The following is a 14,734-nucleotide window of genomic DNA, read 5'->3' as shown; positions in this document are numbered from 1 at the left end:
TTCCTCCGTGGCTTCAGGCGGCGTGCGGCAGCGACGCTACCAGCCCCAGTTCGTCGGACTGCATCAGCTTGTCGATGTCGAGCAGGATCAGCATGCGCTCGCCCACCGTGCCCAGGCCGAGCAGGCAGTTGGTCTCGACGCTGGCGCCCATGTCGGGGGCCGGGCGGATCTGGTCGCTCGCCAGCGTGACCACGTCCGAGACGCTGTCGACCACCATCCCGATCACATGCTGCGCGATGTTCAGGATGATCACCACCGTGAACGAGTCGTACACCGGCTCGCCCAGGCCGAACTTGATGCGCATGTCGACGATCGGCACGATCGCGCCGCGCAGGTTGATGATGCCCTTGAGGTAGGCCGGCGCGCTGGCCAGCCGGGTCGGCGCGTCATAGCCGCGGATCTCCTGCACCTTGAGGATGCTGATTGCGTATTCTTCTTTTGCAAGGCGGAACGACAGGACTTCCTGTTCTTCCGCCGTCTTTACCGATTCCATGTGGGCTCCAGATGCGTCAATGTTAAGTCTTGCTACTCAGCAAGATACATTACGGCCAAGCGGGCGCAAATTCGATGGAGAAATCACAATTTCGGGAAAATATTTCACGTTCGGGCTGCGCGCTATGGCGCGCCTGCAACGGATGAGCGTCCGCGCGCCCCAGGTGCAGGCGCACCTGGGGCCGTCCATGCAAGTGGCGCGTACTGAAATCGGCGTCTTGTCGGATTGCACGTAGAATTCCGCTGTCCAGCCCACCCCGGAAAACAATGTGAACGGTGACGATGTGTCGACCATCCGCAGACCGCTGCGGGCCTACCTGCTGTGGCTGGTGCTGGCCACCCTGCTGCCGGGGATCGTCGGGGCCTCGCTGCTGTTCGTCCACCAGTACCAAAAGGCGCGCGCCCAGTTCGAAAAGAACACCATGCAGACGGTGCGCGCCCTGGTCCATACCGTCGAGAGCAAGCTGCTGCGCGGCCAGGCCATCGCCCAGCCCCTGTCGACCGCCGAAGCCCTCGAGCGGGAGGACTTCGCACGCGTGCACCGTCAGGCGCGCGAGGCCCTGTCGCTCACCGGCGCCAGCATGAACGCGGTCCTGCGCGACCGGCGCGGCCAGCAGGTCATGAACACCGCGGTCGACTTCGGCGCCGCGCTGCCGCTCGACCATTCGCCGCAGATCGACAAGGTGTTCTCGACCGGCAGGCCCTCGGTGGCGAACGTATTCACCGGCGCCGTGCGGCGCCGCCCGACGGTGAGCGTGGACGTGCCGGTGCTGGTGCGCGGCGAGATCGCCTACGTGCTGAGCATCGGCCTGCGCCCGGACTACTTCGACGACGTATTGACGCCCAAGTCGGTGCCGGAGGGCTCGGTCGCCTCGATCTTCGACGCCGCCGGCGTGATCTTCGGGCGCAACGTGAATGCCGACGTTTTCATCGGCAGGCGCGTGACCGAAAGCCTGTTCAAGACCATCCAGCGCTCGCGCGAAGGCGTGTTCGGCGCCACCACCCAGGAAGGCGTGGACGTGCTCACCTTTTATTCGCGCTCGGAGCTGACCGGCTGGGGCGTGGCGGTCGGGGTGCCGCGCGCCGCCCTGATCCAGTCGCTGCTGCAGCCGCTGGCGGTGCTGCTCACCGGCCTGGCGCTCTTGTTCGCCATCGGCTTGTGGCTGGCCTGGCAGATCGGCGGCCGCCTGGCGCGCTCGGTGCGCGGCCTGCACGAGGGCGCGGTCGCCCTCGGCCGGGGCGAGCCGGCCCCGCCCTTCCGCGAAGCCTATGTCAGGGAAGCCGCCGAAGTGGCCGAATCGATCGGCACCGCCTCGCGCCTGCTGGCCGAGCGCGCCCAGGCGCTGGCGGCCAAGGAGAGGAGCTGCGCGAATCGCACCTGTTGGCGCGCTTCGGCACCTGGCACTGGAACCTGGCCGACGACAGCATCGAGACCTCCGATTCGGTGCCGGCCATCTTCGGACGCCCGGTGCCGCCCTTCCCCCGGCTGCGCGGCTCCCTGCTGCCCGAGGCATCGTGGCAGCGCATGGACGGCCTGCGCCGCGAGCTCGAACGCAAGGGAGGCAGCGGGCGGCTCGAACTCGAGGTCAACCACGCCGACGGCCGGCACATCTGGATCGACTGGCGCGCCGACAGCATCGCCGCGCCCGATGGCCGCGTGAGCGCATTGCGCGGCACCCTGCAGGACATCACCGAGCGGGTCAAGGCCGAGCAGGCGCTGCGCCAGGCGGACACCCGCAAGAACGAATTCCTGGCCATGCTGGCGCACGAGCTGCGCAACCCGCTGGCGCCGATCGCCTCCGGCGCCCAGCTGCTCGGCCAGGGACGGCTGGAAGCCGCGCGCATCAAGCAGATCAGCGAGATCATCGCGCGCCAGGCGCGCCACATGGCCGGGCTGGTGGACGACCTGCTCGACGTCTCGCGCGTCACGCGCGGCCTGGTGACCATCGCCAAGCAGCGCCTCGACATCAACGAGGTCGTGGCCGACGCCGCCGAGCAGGTGCAGGAAGCCGTGCGCCGCAAGGGCCACCGGCTCGAAGTCCGGCTGCTGCCCGAGCCGGCCTGGGTGCTGGGCGACCGCAAGCGCCTGGTGCAGGTGGCGGGCAACCTGCTGCACAACGCCGTCAAGTTCACCGCCGACGGCGGACGCATCGAGGCCGCGCTGAGCGCCGATCCTGAATCCGTCCGGCTGCGCGTGAGCGACAACGGGATCGGCATGTCGCCGCCCGAGCTGGAACGCGCCTTCGACATGTTCGTGCAGGGCGAGCGCACGCCGGACCGCGCCTTGGGCGGACTGGGCATCGGCCTGGCCCTGGTGCGCAGCCTGGTGCAGCTGCATGGCGGAACGGTGGCGGTGGAGAGCGCCGGCGCGGGGCTGGGGAGCAGTTTCACGGTCACCCTGCCGCGCTGCGCCGAACGCGGCGCCCAGGGACCGGACGCGGGCGCGGATGCCGGCGCCGCCGCCGAGGCGCGCCGGCTCAGGGTGATGGTGGTGGACGACAACCAGGACGCGGCCGAGGTGCTGTCCATGTACGTGGCCGCCAACGGCCACGAGGTGCTGGCCGAGAATGCCTCGCCGCGCGCCCTCGAGCTGGCGCCCGGCTTCGGCCCGGAAGTCTGCCTGCTCGACATCGGCCTGCCCGACATCGACGGCCACGAGCTGGCGCGCAGCCTGCGCGCGGACCCGAGGACGCGCGGCGCGATCCTGGTCGCCGTCACCGGCTACGGCCAGGACCAGGACCGGCGCGCCAGCGCGGCGGCCGGCTTCGACCATCACCTGGTCAAGCCGGTCGACATGGCGAACCTGGGCCGCATCCTGGAGCAGGCCGCGGCCCGCACGGTCAGCGTTTGACTTGACCGAAGCTGTCGCCCTTCTTCCACGTAGGCATGGCCGGCGCGTTGGCCACGGCGTAGCCGAGGTTGAGCGTGAACTGGGCCTGCTGCACCATGCCCGACAAGTCCCAGTCCGGGCGGTATTCGTCGCTGATCTGGTGGTAGTGCTGCTTGAAGCCCACCATCTTCTGGCTGGACGTATCCTGGCCGTGCTCGAACTCGAAGTGGCCGTCGCCCGAGAACACGGCCGAGCCGACATTAAAGGCCGGCACGCCGGCCTTGGCGAAGTTGAAGTGGTCGGCGCGGAAGTAGGCGCCGGACAGGTCGGGAATGGTCGGCGCCAGCTTCAGGCCCATCTTCCGCGCCACCGCCTTCGCCGTGTCGTACAGGCTGCTGCGTTCGGCGCCGGGCACGCCGATGTCCCTGGTGCGGCCGACGAAGTTCAGGCTGTCCAGGTTCAGGTCGGCGGCGGTGCGCGCCAGCGGCACTACCGGATTCCTGACGTAGGCGGCGCTGCCCAGCAGGCCCTGCTCTTCCGCCGCCGGCCACAGGAAGACCTGGGTGCGTCGGGTGGGCTTCTTCACCGCCTCGGTGGCCATCGCCAGCAGCGCCGCCGTACCCGAGGCGTTGTCGATGGCGCCGTTGTAGATGCGGTCTTTCTTGCGTTCGGCGGCGGGACCTTCGTCCATGCCCAGGTGGTCCCAGTGCGAGGAATACACCACCGCCTGTTCCTTCAGCCTGGGGTCGGTGCCGGGCACGATACCGACCACGTTGAACTGCTCGACCTGGCGGATCGCCGACTTGAGCTCGACGTGGGCGCCGATCTTCAGGTCCACCGGGCGGAAGTCGCGCCTTTCGGCTTGCGCGCGCAGCTGGTCGAGGTCGTGGCCGGCCGCCGCGAACAGCGCGCGCGCGGTATCCTCGTGCAGCCAGCCTTCGACGGGATTGCCGGCGCCGGCCAGGTGGAAGCGCTCGTGCGAGAAGCCGTTGGCCGGCACGCTCCACGGATAGGAGGACGACGGCAGGGTGTGGATCAGGAGCGCGCCGGCCGCGCCCTGGCGCACCGCTTCCTCGAACTTGTACAGCCAGCGGCCGTACCAGGTGTAGGCCTTGCCGGCGAAGCGGTTCGGTTCCTCGCTGGTGGGCTGCGGGTCGTTGACCATCATGACCAGGATCTTGCCCTTCATGTCCTGGCCCTTGTAGTCGTTCCACTGCTCTTCCCCGGCCGTGACGCCGTAGCCGACGAAGACCAGCGGCGCGTCGAAGGCCAGCGCGGTCTTGCCGCTGGCGGTGCCGAACACGATGCCCTTGCCGATCTCCGGGCTGATGCGCTTGCCGCCGGCCTCGAAGCTCACGCTGCTGCCCGGCAGCAGCCGGGTGCCCTCGATCCTGACCGGCTGGCGGTAGCCGTCCCCCTGGATCGGTTGTAGGCCTATCAGGGCCGCCTGGGTCTCGAGGTAGCGCACCGTGAGGTCGCCGCCGCGCTGGCCGGTGCCGCGGCCTTCCAGCAGGTCGTCGGCCAGGAAGGACAGGTGGGCGCGCAGCGCCGTCTCGGAGATCGCGGGAGCGGCCTGCTGGGCGTGAAGGGAATTGGACAGGGCGGCGGCGCCGGCGGCCAGGGCAAGGGAAGAAAGTCGCATCGCGGATTCGCAAGGGTTCGAAAAAATGCATCTTACTCCAGCATGCATATGTTCGCGAAAGCGCTTGGCCACGCGTGCGCCGCGTCCTATACTCCACCTTCACCTTCACCTTTCCACAAGGACGCGCCATGGCTGTTTCCCGACGCACCGCGGTGGCCGCACTGGCCGCCCTGCCGCTGGCGGCGCCAGCCGCCCTGGCCGCTCCCGCCACCAAGGACACGCCTCGCATGTACGGATTGATCGGAAAAATGCGCGCCCAGCCGGGCCAGCGCGACGCGCTCATCGCCATCCTCCTCGAAGGCACGGCCGCCATGCCGGGCTGCCTGAGCTATGTCGTCGCCAAGGACCTGGCCGACGCGGATGCGCTGTGGATCACCGAGACCTGGGACAGCCGCGAAAACCATAAGGCTTCGCTCTCGCTGCATTCGGTGCAGCAGGCGATCGCCAAGGGGCGGCCGCTGATCGCGGGCTTCGGCGAGCGCTTCGAGACCGAGCCGGTCGGCGGCCAGGGACTGATGGGTAAATCGACAGCCTAGGCGGCCGTCGGCGCGCCTGCGAAGGGGCGCGCGTCGGTGGGGACGTCGATGACGAAGCTGGTGCCCTCTTCCTCGGAACTGGACATCAGGACGCTGCCGCCGTGGGCTTCGGCCACGCGCCGCACGTAAGGCAGGCCGACGCCCCAGCCTTCGCCCGCTTCCTGGTTGCCGGCGCGCCGGAACAGCTGGAAGATGCTTTCGCTGTCTTCGGGCGCGATCGGCTTGCCCTGGTTGTGCACCAGCACCTGCACGCGTTCCGTGGTGGTGGTGACGGCCAGGCGGATCGGCGCGTTCGAGCCGTACTTGATCGCGTTGTTGACCAGGTTCTCGATGGCGCGCTGCATTGCTTCACGGGACCACCAGCCCGTGACCGGTTCGACTTCGAGCTCCAGTTCCACTGCATGAAAATTCTGGGCGTATTGCGCCACTTCGCGCGCCACGTCGGCCATGTCGACGTGGGAGATGTCCAGCGTGAAGGGGCCGGTCTTGCAGAACGAGATCCGGTCCAGCAGCTCGCGCGTCATGACATCGATGCGCTGGGTGCTGGCGACGATCTTGTCCGCGTAGCGCTTGACCGTCTCGTCGTTCGAGGTATGTTCGATCATCTGGGCCGCCATTTGCGCGGTCGAGAGCGGCGTGCGCAGGTCGTGCGCGACCGCGGCCACGTACTGCTCGCGCAGCGCGGCCTGCACCACGGCGAAGGAATTGGCGCTTTCGCGGATGGTGGCGTCGATGCTGGCCACCAGGTTGGCGCGCTCGTCCTGGGTCAGCGCCACGCCGGCCTGCTCCAGCGCCGCGAACAGGGTATCGCGGAAGATCTGCAGCTCGTGGATCAGGGCGGTGGCGTCGTAGACCGTCATGCGGGCGCGCTCGCCTCCGTGCTCGCTGGCCACCGCGCCCAGGTCGTTGTGGGCGCGCGCCGAATAGCCCGGCGTGAGCAGCGCGGCCAGGGTGTCGTAGTAGGCCGGCAGCGTGTTCTCCAGGATCGGCACCGCCAGGGAGCGCGCCTGCAGCACGGTCTTGCGCACGTTCGCCATCCATTGTTCCATCACCTGGGCGCGCAGGGACAGCATGGCACGGGTGGAGGGAGACAGGTCTTCCTGGTCAGGCGACAGGTGTCCGGTCAGGTTGGCATTCACGCAGTGCTTCCTTAGTTAAAAAATGAACAACGAAGGTGAGCAGAGTCTACACGAGGGAGTGCGCGCACGGCGCGTGACTGGGCTTGAGGGTGGAATGCTGGGATGCAACTATTTGTGGGGAGAAGGCGAAAAAAAAGCCGCCCTCAGGCGGCCCTCCACGAAGATCAGCGCACCGGCTGCCCCTTCAACCACTCCATATACTTCGCCACCCCGCCCGCCACGTCGGTGAAGGTCTCCGCATACCCCGCCTCGCGCAGCGCGGAAATGTCGGCCTGGGTGAAGCTCTGGTACTTCCCTTTGAGCTTGTCCGGGAACGGCAGGTACTCCAGCAGCCCCTTCTCCACGATCTGTTCGAGCGACATGGGCGCCCCGCCCTCGTTGGCGAGCGCGTTGACGGTGGCCACCGCCAGGTCGTTGAAGGGCTGCGCGCGGCCGGTGCCCAGGTTGAAGATGCCGCGCTGTTCCGGGTGGTCCAGGAAGAACAGGTTCACCTTGACCACGTCCTCGATGAAGATGAAGTCGCGCATCTGGGTGCCCGCCTCGTAGCCTTCGTTGGCGCCGAACAGCTTGACCTTGCCCTCTTTCTGAAACTGGTGGAACTGGTGGAAAGGCACCGAGGCCATCGTGCCCTTGTGGCCTTCCAGCGGGCCGTAGACGTTGAAGTAGCGCAGGCCCACCACCTGCGGGCCGGTGTCCTTGCCGCGGCTGCGGCCCAGCCAGTGGCGGCGCACGTACTGGTCGAACAGGAACTTGGAATAGCCGTAGACGTTCAGCGGGCGCTCGTGCGGGCGCTCTTCCTTGAACACCGTGCCGCCGCCGTACACCGCCGCCGACGAGGCGTAGATGAAGGGGATGTTCTGGCGCTGGCAGAACTCGAACAGCTCGATGGTGTACTCGTAGTTGTTCGCCATCATGTAGCGGCCGTCGGTCTCCATGGTGTTGGAGCAGGCGCCCTGGTGCAGCACGGCGGTGAACTTGCGGTCGAACTGGCCGGACCGCAGGCGCGCGATGAAGTCTTCCTTGTCGAGGTAGTCCGCGATCTCGGCGTCGACGATGTTGTGGAACTTCTCCGGGCGCGACATGTTGTCGACGCCGAAGACGGAAAACGGCTGGCGTGCCGACAATGCGTGCACCAGGTTCGCGCCGATGAAGCCTGCTGCGCCTGTAACCAGAATCATGGTGGGTCCTTTTAAGTAGTCGTGACGCCCGCGCCGGCGAGCATGGGTTGCAAAGGCTGCCACACGGCGGCCGGCGGGATCTGCTTCATGCAGTTCTGGTGCCCCAGCGGGCACTCGCGCTGCTGGCAGGGCGAGCATTCGATGTGCAGCCACAGCACCTTGGCCAGCTCGGACAGCGGCGGCGTGTGGCGCGGGTCGGTCGGGCCGTAGATCGCCACCACCGGGCGGCGCAGCGCGGCGCCGATGTGCATCAGGCCCGAGTCGTTGGTCACCACCGCGGCCGCGCGCGAGATCAGGGCGATCGCTTCGCTCAGCGAGGTGGAGCCGGCCAGGTTGTGCGCCTCCGGCACCACGGCCGTGATCTCCTCGCACACCGCGCGGTCTTTCGGAGAACCCATCAGCAGGATGCCGACGTCAGGGCGCTTGGCGCGGATGGTCTGGGCCAGCTCGGCGAAATAGGCGGACGGCCAGCGCTTGGCCGGGCCGAATTCGGCGCCCGGCGCGAAGGCGACGTAGGGACCCGCCGGCAGGTTCAGGCGCGCCAGCGCGGCTTCGGCCTGGGCGCCGTCGACCCACATCACGGGCTCGGGCAGCTTGTCAGGGCGCGGCAGGTGGCGCACCGGCTCGTCCGCCAGCGCGGCGTAGAACTGGGCCATGGGACGCGGCGCGGCCTTGTCGTCGTGGTGCATGACATTCACCAGGCCGTAGCGCATCTCGCCCTTGTAGCCGACCCGCTTCGGGATGCCGGCCAGCCACGGGATCAGGGCGAATTTCAGGGTGTTGGGCAGCACGTAGGAATCGGCATAGCCGCGCGCCTTCAGCATCCCGGCAAAGGCGCGGCGCTCGCCGAGCTGGAGCTTGCCGTGCTTGAACGGCGCCTCGAGCACCGAGTCGACTTCGCGCATGGCCTGCCATACCGGCGCCACCCAGGTGGGCGCCAGCACGTCGATGGGCCGGTCCGGATGCAGCTCTTTCAGCCGGCGCAGCAGGGGCTGCGCCATCACGGCGTCGCCGATCCAGTTGGGGGAAATGACAAGGGTGCGCAACATCGTCGTTCTTCGTGGGAATTCGTAACCCCGGATTATAGCAATCGCCAGCCATCCGGCGCGGCCCGCAGGCGCTGCGTCAGTCCAATGCGCTCCAGGAAGACGGCATCGTGCGACACCACCGCCAGCGCGCCCTGGTAGGCGTTCAGCATCGCTTCCAGCGCGGCCAGCGAAGGCAGGTCGAGGTGGTTGCCCGGTTCGTCGAGCAGCAGCAGTTCCGGCGGCTCGTCCGCGTACAGCACGCAGGCCAGGGCCGCCTTCAGGCGCTCGCCGCCGCTGAGCAGGCCGGACGGACGGCGCATGGCGTCGGCGTCCAGTCCCAGCTGGACCAGCCAGGTGCGCAGCATGTCCTCCCCTACACTGCGCTTGCGCTCCAGCAGCTGGTCCAGGGTCGAACGCGCCGGAGCGAGGATGCCGAGCTGCTGGTCGAGCCAGGCCACGCGCGCCGGCAGGCTGACTTCACCGGCCAGCGGGGCGAGCACGCCGCCCAGCACCTTCAGCAGGGTCGACTTGCCGCAGCCGTTCGGGCCTTCGATGCCGATGCGCTGGCGGCCCGTCACGCCCAGGCTGACGCGGTCCAGGGGCGCGCGTGCGAACGGCAGCACCACGTCCTCCAGCAGGGCCACGCGGCGCTGGGCGGGCGCCGCGCCGCCCGCCGCATGGATGCGCACCGCCGCGTCCTCGCGCAGCTGCAGGGCGGCCTCGCGCAGCGCCCGCGCCCCCTCCTCGCGCGCGGCCTCGTGCTGCACGCGCAGCCGGCCGGTGCTGCCTTCGCTGCGCTCCTTGCGTCCGCCCAGCAGGATGGCGGCCTGGTTGGCCGTCTTGCCTTCGCGCTTGCCCTGGGCCTGGCGGCGCGCCTGGCGCTCGCGCTGCTCGCGCCGCTCCTGCTCGTCGCGCCGCAGGGCCAGGCGCGCGTGTTCGAGCTGGCGCGCGGCGCTGTCCTGTTCCTGGCGCCGGACGGCTTCGTAGAAGGCGTAGTCGCCGCCGTAGCTGCGCAAACCCTGCTCGGACAGCTCGACGATGCGCTCCATGATGCCCAGCAGTTCGCGGTCGTGGCTGATCACGATCAGGCCCTTGCGCCATGCCAGCAGCTGTGTGGCGAGCGCCTGCCGGCCCGCCCGGTCGAGGTGGTTGCTGGGTTCATCCAGGATCAGGACATCCGGGTCGCGCAGGGCGGCGCCGGCCAGCGCCACCCGCATCGCCTGGCCGCCGCTCAGCGAGGCCACCGGCGTGCTTGGTGCAAGATGGCCCAGGCCGGCGCGCTTCAGTTCCTGCGCCAGGCGCTGGCGGATGTCCCAGCCCTCTCCCACCGCCTCGAAGTCGCCGGGCTCCAGGCTGCCGGCCTCGATGCGTTCCAGCGCCGCCAGCACCGGGCCGGCGCCGGCCAGTTCGGCCACAGTGCGCGCGCCGCCCTGCCCCGCGTGCTGGGCCAGGTAGTAGACGGAGCCCGGACGCAGGCAGCGTCCCGCCGCCGGTTCCAGTTCGCCCGCGAGCAGGCGCGCCAGCACGCTCTTGCCGGCGCCGTTGCGCCCGACCAGGCCGGTGCGGCGGGTGTCGAATTGTTCGGTGAGATCGGAAAACAGGTTCCTGCCGTCGGGCAGGACGAAGGATGCGCGGTCGAGCGCGAGTACGGTAGTCGTCATGGATGCTCCAGGATGCCGGCGAACTTCCCTGCGCGAGCGGGAAGGCGAAGAACGGGCCGTCAACTGACGGCGGCATCAATGGCGCATTGGACGAGTACCTCCTGGATGGAATGGATGCGATGTTAGCAGAGCGCGGCGGCCGCGCCAACCGGATCAGGGACGGACGTCGTAGGCGGCGAAGACCTCGACCGCCCAGTCGACGAACACGCGCGCCTTGCCGTGCAGGTGGCGGTTGGGCGGATACATGATGTAGAGCGGATGGCGCGGCTGGCGCCACTCGGGCAGTACCCGTACCAGTTCCCCGCTGTCGAGCTGATGCCGCACCGAGAATTCGAAACACTGGCCGATGCCCAGGCCCGCGACCAAGGCCCCGACCAGGGCCGTGCTTTCGTTGACGGCCATGTGGGCGCCGCCCTGGACCTCGATGCTCTCCCCGCCGCGGGTGAACACCAGCGGGAAGGGCTTGCCGGTGAGCGAAGAGAAGTAGCTTACCAGCGCGTGACCGGATTCCAGCTCGCCCGGATGCGTTGGCAGGCCGCGCCCTTGCGCATACGCGCGGTGGGCGCAGACCAGCATCTCCAGCTCGCACAGCTTGCGCGCGACCAGCGAGGTGTCGGGCAGCGCGCCGCCACGGATCACGCAGTCGATGCCCTCGCCCACCATGTCGGCCGGACGGTCGCTCACGCCCAGGAACAGCTCGATGTCGGGATAGCGCTCGCGGAAGGCCGGCAGCGCCGGAATCAGGATCAGGTTGGCCAGCACCGAGCCGACGTCCACCCGCAGCCGCCCCTTGGGCTGGGCGCGGCTGCGGCGCGCCTCGGCGTCCATGTCTTCCAGCTCGGCCACCAGCTTGAGCGCGCGCTCGTAGTATTGCGCGCCTTCCGGCGTGACCGTGATGCGGCGCGTGGTGCGGTGGATCAGCTTGGTGCCCAGGTGCTCTTCGAGATCCTGGATGATCTTGCTGGCCGTCGAGCGCGGAAGGTTCAGCTGGTCGGCAGCCTTGGAGAAGTTGCCGGCCTCGGCAATACGCACGAAGGTCTTGAGCGCGAGTAATTGGTCCATGCACCGATTGTACAGATTGATGGATAGTCATTCCATCGAAACCGGATTTATCTACGCATATGGAGAATCTACACTTCTTCCATCAACCCACCACATGGAGGAAGTCATGAAGAAACTCGAAGGCAAAATCGCACTCGTCACCGGCGGCTCGGCGGGCATCGGCCTGGCAACGGCCCAGCTGTTCGCACAGGAAGGCGCACGCGTCTTCATCACCGGCCGCCGCCAGGCCGAGCTGGACGCCGCGGTCGACAAGATCGGCCCCAACGCCACTGCGATCCAGGCCGATTCCACCAGCATGGCCGACCTGGACCGCGTGTACGCCACCGTTGAGGACGCCGCCGGCCGCCTGGACGTGCTGTTCGCGAACGCCGGCGGCGGCGACATGATGCCGCTCGGCCAGATCACCGAGCAGCACGTGGACGACGCCTTCGGCCGCAACGTCAAGGCGGTGCTGTTCACGGTGCAGAAGGCGCTGCCGCTGCTGTCCCAGGGCGCATCGGTGGTGCTGAGCAGTTCCGTCACCGGCGTGACCGGCACCCCGGCCTTCAGCGTCTACAGCGCCACCAAGGCGGCGGTGCGCAACTTCGCGCGCAGCTGGATCCTGGACCTGAAGGAGCGCCGGATCCGCGTCAACGTGGTGAGCCCGGGACCGGTGCGTACGCCGGGGCTGGTGGAACTGGCCGGCGACGATGCCGCCGCCCAGCGAGGCCTGCTGGACGCGCTGGCCAGCCAGGTGCCGCTGGGCCGCGTGGCCGAGCCGGAAGAGATTGCGAAGGCCGTGCTGTTCCTGGCCTCGAGCGACGCTAGCTACGTCAACGGCGCCGAACTGTTCGTCGACGGCGGCATGGCCCAGGCCTAAGGCTTACAGCGCCATGACCCAGTGATCGGCCAGCAGCGCCGCGAACAGCAAGGCCAGGTAGACGATGGACCAGCCGAAGGCCTTGCGCGCTACCTGGTCGCTGTAGCGGCGGTGCACCAGCCAGGCGTGGCGCAGGAACACCGCATCGAGCGCCGCCGCGGCCAGCAGGTAGAGCAGGCCGCTCATCCCCACCACCCAGGGCAAGGCCGTGCCCAGCGCCAGCGCGATGCTGTAGCGCCACACCATGCGGCCCGTGTGCGCCATGCCGTGCGTGACCGGCAGCATCGGCAGCCCGGAGCGCGCATAGTCCTCGCGCCGGTACATGGCCAGCGCCCAGAAGTGCGGCGGGGTCCACAGAAAGATGATCAGGACCAGCAGCCAGGCCTGCAGCGGTGTCTCCCCCGCCACGGCCGCCCAGCCCAGGGCCGGCGGCATCGCCCCGGCCAGCCCGCCGATCACGATGTTCTGCGGCGTGTTCGGCTTGAGCAGGAGGGTGTAGACGAAGGCATAGCCGACAAAGGTCGCCAGGGTCAGCCACATGGTGAGCGGATTGACCATCCAGTACAGCGCGGCCATGCCGGCGCCGCCGATCAGGCTGGAAAACGCGATGGTGTGCAAGGGCGTCAGTTCGCCGCGCGCGGTGGCCCGGCGGGCGGTGCGCGCCATGCGCGCGTCGACCTTGGCCTCCAGCAGGCAGTTGACCGCGAAAGCGGCGCCGGCCAGCAGCCAGATGCCGGCCGCGCTCCAGAACAGCACGCCCCAGCCGGGGAAGCCGTCGGCGGCGAGCAGGCTGCCGATGACGGCGCAGAACACGGTCATCAGGGTGACGCGCGGCTTGGTCAGGGTCCAGTACTGGGCCAGGCGGCCGGGCTGCGTGGAGACGCGGGCGCAATCGGCGTCCGCAAGGGCGATTTCGAGATTCGGCATGGTGTTCGGTGGAAGGCGCCGCAGCCGTCGCTGGCGGCGAAGCTGCCATGCTATCGCAATCCGCAGCACGTTTGAGGTGGGCAAATCGTCCCAGTTGACGGACCGGCAAGCCGCACCAGCCCCTGAACCGCTTTCGAACCGGCCTCGCCAATCGTGACACAGTCTCGCCGGCAAGCTTCCATGTAGGATGCAAAACGAACAATGCACCAGGCAGGCTTCTGTCGGCATTTGCATCAAACAGGTAAGAAAATTGTCTGTTTAGCCGGCAAGACCAGATTTACAACAGCCCGCGCGCATTTACATGCATTAACGTTTTTTCAAGATTGTTTCAGGTAAGATCGGCTGGACGACCGTCCGGTTCCCTCTCCCAGCACTCTGCAAAGGAATGGCGCATGACAACTCAGACAAGGCGGTTCGGCGGCCCGGACAGGGACCCACGCGACGAGCTCGCAGGCATGCGCCAGGAACTCGAGGAACGCATCGCCTTCCTGCTGGCCGATGGCGAGCACCGCGGCCACGCCGACATGCTGAGCCTGGCCATGCGGGCGGGCGCGCTCAGCGCCGGCAAGCGCATGCGTCCCCTGCTCCTGATGCTGGTGGCGCGCGACCTGGGCTGCGCCTCGCCGGCCGTGATCGACGTCGCCTGCGCGGTCGAACTGGTGCACGCGGCCTCGCTCATGCTCGACGACATGCCCTGCATGGACAACGCCATGCTCCGGCGCGGCAAGCCGGCCGTCCACGTGCAGTACGGCGAGGACGTCACCATCCTGGCGTCCATCGCCCTGCTCAGCCGGGCCTTTTCCATCCTCGCCTCGATCCAGGACGTCGCCCCGCTCACCCGCACCCGGCTCGTGAACCGGCTGGCCGAGACGATCGGCGCGCAAGGCCTGGTGCGCGGCCAGTTCATGGACCTGCGCGGCGGCGCCCATTCGGTGGCCGAGATCGCGGCCACCAATGAACTCAAGACCGGCGTGCTGCTGGGCGTCGCAGTCGACATGGCGGCCATCCTGGCCCAGACCGACGACAGCGTCGGCGACGCCCTGCGCGCCTTCGCGCTGGCGGCGGGCCAGGCCTTCCAGATCCGCGACGACTTCCAGGACGGCGCCGACAGCAGCCTGACCGGCAAGGACACCGGCAAGGATGAAGGCAAGAGCACCTTCGTCAATGCGCTCGGCAGGGACGAAGCCAGGCGCCGCCTGAGCATCCACCTGATGGAAGCCGACCGCCACCTGGGCGCCGCCCTCAAGGGCAGGCAGCGCACCCGCGGCTTCGTGCGCGCGCTGTTCTCGCAGGGCGTGCCGGATGCCTTCCACGCGCCCGGCATCGGCGCCCTGGTCCATGCCGAGGCCGGATCGACGCGCGACGCACGCATCGGCTGAC

The 14,734-nt window shown here is 68.6% G+C and carries 12 protein-coding genes; 4 read left to right on the top strand and 8 right to left on the bottom strand.

What is annotated here, in order from left to right; genetic code table 11:
- Positions 1-13 precede the first annotated feature (13 nt).
- Positions 14-493, bottom strand: a complete 480-nt coding sequence (locus tag J8847_RS15925; protein ID WP_211525695.1) for a chemotaxis protein CheW — start codon at positions 491-493, stop codon at positions 14-16.
- A 1,380-nt stretch (positions 494-1,873) separates the two neighbouring features.
- Here J8847_RS15925 and J8847_RS24195 point away from each other — a divergent pair.
- Positions 1,874-3,343, top strand: a complete 1,470-nt coding sequence (locus J8847_RS24195) for an ATP-binding protein (RefSeq protein ID WP_229429733.1) — start codon at positions 1,874-1,876, stop codon at positions 3,341-3,343.
- On the opposite strand, the gene J8847_RS15915 is transcribed toward J8847_RS24195, so the two are convergent.
- A complete protein-coding gene (locus J8847_RS15915; protein WP_211525694.1) occupies positions 3,333-4,964 on the bottom strand; it encodes a M28 family peptidase in 1,632 nt (543 codons plus the stop codon). The two genes, J8847_RS24195 and J8847_RS15915, sit on opposite strands and share 11 nt — an antisense overlap.
- Before the next feature lie 128 nt (positions 4,965-5,092).
- Between J8847_RS15915 and J8847_RS15910 the strand changes: the two genes are divergently transcribed.
- Complete coding sequence (locus J8847_RS15910; protein WP_211525693.1) at positions 5,093-5,500, top strand: putative quinol monooxygenase; 408 nt, start codon at positions 5,093-5,095, stop codon at positions 5,498-5,500.
- Here J8847_RS15910 and J8847_RS24190 read toward each other — a convergent pair.
- The 5 genes from J8847_RS24190 to J8847_RS15885 all read right to left on the bottom strand — a co-directional run bounded on the left by J8847_RS24190 (position 5,497) and on the right by J8847_RS15885 (position 11,568).
- Positions 5,497-6,639, bottom strand: a complete 1,143-nt coding sequence (locus J8847_RS24190) for a HAMP domain-containing sensor histidine kinase (RefSeq protein ID WP_211525692.1) — start codon at positions 6,637-6,639, stop codon at positions 5,497-5,499. The two genes, J8847_RS15910 and J8847_RS24190, sit on opposite strands and share 4 nt — an antisense overlap.
- A gap of 164 nt (positions 6,640-6,803) precedes the next feature.
- A complete protein-coding gene (rfaD, locus tag J8847_RS15900) occupies positions 6,804-7,817 on the bottom strand; it encodes an ADP-glyceromanno-heptose 6-epimerase (RefSeq protein ID WP_211525691.1) in 1,014 nt (337 codons plus the stop codon).
- An 11-nt stretch (positions 7,818-7,828) separates the two neighbouring features.
- Positions 7,829-8,866, bottom strand: a complete 1,038-nt coding sequence (gene waaF / locus J8847_RS15895) for a lipopolysaccharide heptosyltransferase II (RefSeq protein WP_211525690.1) — start codon at positions 8,864-8,866, stop codon at positions 7,829-7,831.
- Between the two features lie 32 nt (positions 8,867-8,898).
- A complete protein-coding gene (locus J8847_RS15890) occupies positions 8,899-10,506 on the bottom strand; it encodes an ABC-F family ATP-binding cassette domain-containing protein (protein WP_211525689.1) in 1,608 nt (535 codons plus the stop codon).
- Positions 10,507-10,659: 153 nt separating this feature from the next.
- The gene (locus J8847_RS15885; RefSeq protein WP_211525688.1) at positions 10,660-11,568 is read right to left on the bottom strand and encodes a LysR family transcriptional regulator; all 909 of its coding nucleotides are present in this window, start codon (positions 11,566-11,568) and stop codon (positions 10,660-10,662) included.
- A gap of 106 nt (positions 11,569-11,674) precedes the next feature.
- Here J8847_RS15885 and J8847_RS15880 point away from each other — a divergent pair, with 106 nt between their 5' ends.
- Entirely contained in the window at positions 11,675-12,427 is a 753-nt protein-coding gene (locus tag J8847_RS15880) for an SDR family oxidoreductase (RefSeq protein WP_373999918.1), read from the top strand.
- Positions 12,428-12,430: 3 nt separating this feature from the next.
- Here the strand turns inward: J8847_RS15880 and cyoE are convergent, their stop codons facing one another.
- Positions 12,431-13,354 carry a heme o synthase gene (cyoE, locus tag J8847_RS15875; RefSeq protein ID WP_211525686.1) on the bottom strand — a complete coding sequence of 308 codons (924 nt, stop codon included), beginning with the start codon at positions 13,352-13,354 and terminating at the stop codon, positions 12,431-12,433.
- A gap of 392 nt (positions 13,355-13,746) precedes the next feature.
- On the opposite strand from cyoE, the gene J8847_RS15870 reads away from it, so the two are divergent.
- Complete coding sequence (locus tag J8847_RS15870) at positions 13,747-14,733, top strand: polyprenyl synthetase family protein (protein WP_211525685.1); 987 nt, start codon at positions 13,747-13,749, stop codon at positions 14,731-14,733.
- The last annotated feature ends 1 nt before the right edge of the window (position 14,734 follow it).

The sequence above is a fragment of the Massilia sp. AB1 genome, assembly GCF_018119385.1.
Lineage (GTDB): Bacteria > Pseudomonadota > Gammaproteobacteria > Burkholderiales > Burkholderiaceae_D > Telluria.
This window is presented reverse-complemented; position numbering and strand designations above follow the sequence as displayed.

Excerpts from the sequence above, each read along its gene's own strand:
- J8847_RS15925 (WP_211525695.1), bottom strand. The coding sequence starts at position 493 with ATGGAATCGGTAAAGACGGCGGAAGAACAGGAAGTCCTGTCGTTCCGC.
- J8847_RS15915 (WP_211525694.1), bottom strand. The coding sequence starts at position 4,964 with ATGCGACTTTCTTCCCTTGCCCTGGCCGCCGGCGCCGCCGCCCTGTCC.
- J8847_RS15910 (WP_211525693.1), top strand. The coding sequence starts at position 5,093 with ATGGCTGTTTCCCGACGCACCGCGGTGGCCGCACTGGCCGCCCTGCCG.
- rfaD (WP_211525691.1), bottom strand. The coding sequence starts at position 7,817 with ATGATTCTGGTTACAGGCGCAGCAGGCTTCATCGGCGCGAACCTGGTG.
- waaF (WP_211525690.1), bottom strand. The coding sequence starts at position 8,866 with ATGTTGCGCACCCTTGTCATTTCCCCCAACTGGATCGGCGACGCCGTG.
- J8847_RS15890 (WP_211525689.1), bottom strand. The coding sequence starts at position 10,506 with ATGACGACTACCGTACTCGCGCTCGACCGCGCATCCTTCGTCCTGCCC.
- J8847_RS15885 (WP_211525688.1), bottom strand. The coding sequence starts at position 11,568 with ATGGACCAATTACTCGCGCTCAAGACCTTCGTGCGTATTGCCGAGGCC.
- J8847_RS15880 (WP_373999918.1), top strand. The coding sequence starts at position 11,675 with ATGAAGAAACTCGAAGGCAAAATCGCACTCGTCACCGGCGGCTCGGCG.
- cyoE (WP_211525686.1), bottom strand. The coding sequence starts at position 13,354 with ATGCCGAATCTCGAAATCGCCCTTGCGGACGCCGATTGCGCCCGCGTC.
- J8847_RS15870 (WP_211525685.1), top strand. The coding sequence starts at position 13,747 with ATGACAACTCAGACAAGGCGGTTCGGCGGCCCGGACAGGGACCCACGC.